Here is a 1,391-nt window from a genome sequence, read left to right as displayed (position 1 = left end):
TCGCCAGAAAGGGTAAAAGTGGACGACTTTTAAGCCGCCCGCAGCAGGCTCATCCCGCCGCTACCGTGGCCGACTTTTGCACCGCCGTTCTCACCGCCAGAGAGTTTCCACCACATTCGAGACACAACCGCCCGGACGCGCATGATGGTCTCAGCCTATGCCTCGCGGCTGCGCCTCACGCTGGCGACAGTGACCGCCGACCGGGGCACAGAGCTCGACGCGGCCATCGAGGCTCTGGGACTGATTGCGCTCAAGGGCAAGGTGGTGACCGGTGACGCTCTGCACTGCAACCGCCGCACAGTGGCCGCTATCAATGTAGATTTCCACGCGGAAGTGAGCCGGGTTTTCCATCGAGAAGTGAGCCACCTTTAAGTTATGTTTCGGGTGTCAGGCTTTGGTCAATGCATGATTGTCCTCCCTCTTGTTCTGCGCCGCTACGGCTGCACTGGCTTTGAAGCGGAAGCTGTCGTTTCCGGTCTCCAAGATGTGGCAACGGTGGGTTAGGCGGTCGAGGAGTGCGGTCGTCATCTTGGGGTCCCCAAAGACGGTGGCCCATTCGCTGAAGCTCAGGTTCGTGGTGATGACGACGCTGGTGCGCTCGTAGAGTTTGCTGAGCAGATGGAAGAGCAGCGCGCCGCCTGATGCACTGAACGGCAGGTAGCCAAGTTCGTCCAGGATCACGAGATCCAGGCGGACGAGGCTTTCGGCAAGATGCCCAGCTTTGCCTTTTGCCTTCTCTTGTTCGAGCGTGTTGACGAGCTCGATGGTCGAGAAGAAGCGAACCTTGCGGCGGTGATGTTCGACAGCCTGCACGCCAAGGGCTGTCGCGACATGCGTTTTGCCGGTGCCGGGGCCACCGATCAGCACAACGTTCTGGGCACCATCCATGAACTCGCAGCGATGCAGCTGCCTTACAGTGGCCTCGTTGATCTCACTGGCCGCAAAGTCGAAGCCTGACAGATCTTTATAAGCCGGGAAGCGTGCGGCCTTCATGTGATAGGCAATGGAGCGCACCTCCCGTTCTGCGACCTCAGCCTTCAACAACTGGGCAAGCATCGGCACCGCAGCGTCGAATGCTGGTGCGCCTTGTTCCATGAGGTCGGTGACAGCTTGCGCCATGCCGTGCATCTTCAGACTGCGGAGCATGATGATGATGGCGCCGCTGGCGGGATCATGACGCATGATGACCTCCGGCGGTCCGGGCCCGCAGGCCATCATAGCGTTCGACATTGGCTTCTGGTTCGCGCTGAAGGATCAGCGCCTGCGGCGTATCGATGTCGGGCCCGCCGATCGTCTTTCCGTAAGCGCCGTCCCCGTCCCATTGATTTCCAGGGTTCCGCTGCGCTGGTGGAGGAGCGAGTTTCCTTTTGATGTTTCAGAAGGAGATTGCA

The 1,391-nt window shown here is 60.0% G+C and carries 3 protein-coding genes; 2 read left to right on the top strand and 1 reads right to left on the bottom strand.

The window, feature by feature from the left end; genetic code table 11:
* Positions 1 to 141: 141 nt before the first annotated feature.
* A complete protein-coding gene (locus BMX16_RS17215; protein ID WP_245731749.1) occupies positions 142 to 372 on the top strand; it encodes a hypothetical protein in 231 nt (76 codons plus the stop codon).
* A 15-nt stretch (positions 373 to 387) separates the two neighbouring features.
* Here the strand turns inward: BMX16_RS17215 and istB are convergent, their stop codons facing one another.
* Positions 388 to 1,182, bottom strand: a complete 795-nt coding sequence (gene istB, locus BMX16_RS17210; protein WP_089906011.1) for an IS21-like element helper ATPase IstB — start codon at positions 1,180 to 1,182, stop codon at positions 388 to 390.
* Here istB and BMX16_RS17205 point away from each other — a divergent pair.
* On the top strand, positions 1,181 to 1,391 hold a 211-nt coding region (locus tag BMX16_RS17205), incomplete at its 3' end, for a hypothetical protein (protein ID WP_143058102.1). The two genes, istB and BMX16_RS17205, sit on opposite strands and share 2 nt — an antisense overlap.

The sequence above is a fragment of the Loktanella fryxellensis genome, from assembly GCF_900110065.1.
GTDB classification, from domain to species: Bacteria; Pseudomonadota; Alphaproteobacteria; order Rhodobacterales; family Rhodobacteraceae; genus Loktanella; species Loktanella fryxellensis.
This window is presented reverse-complemented; position numbering and strand designations above follow the sequence as displayed.

Coding starts and splice junctions, on each gene's coding strand:
- BMX16_RS17215 (WP_245731749.1), top strand. CDS start 142: ATGATGGTCTCAGCCTATGCCTCGCGGCTGCGCCTCACGCTGGCGACA.
- istB (WP_089906011.1), bottom strand. CDS start 1,182: ATGCGTCATGATCCCGCCAGCGGCGCCATCATCATCATGCTCCGCAGT.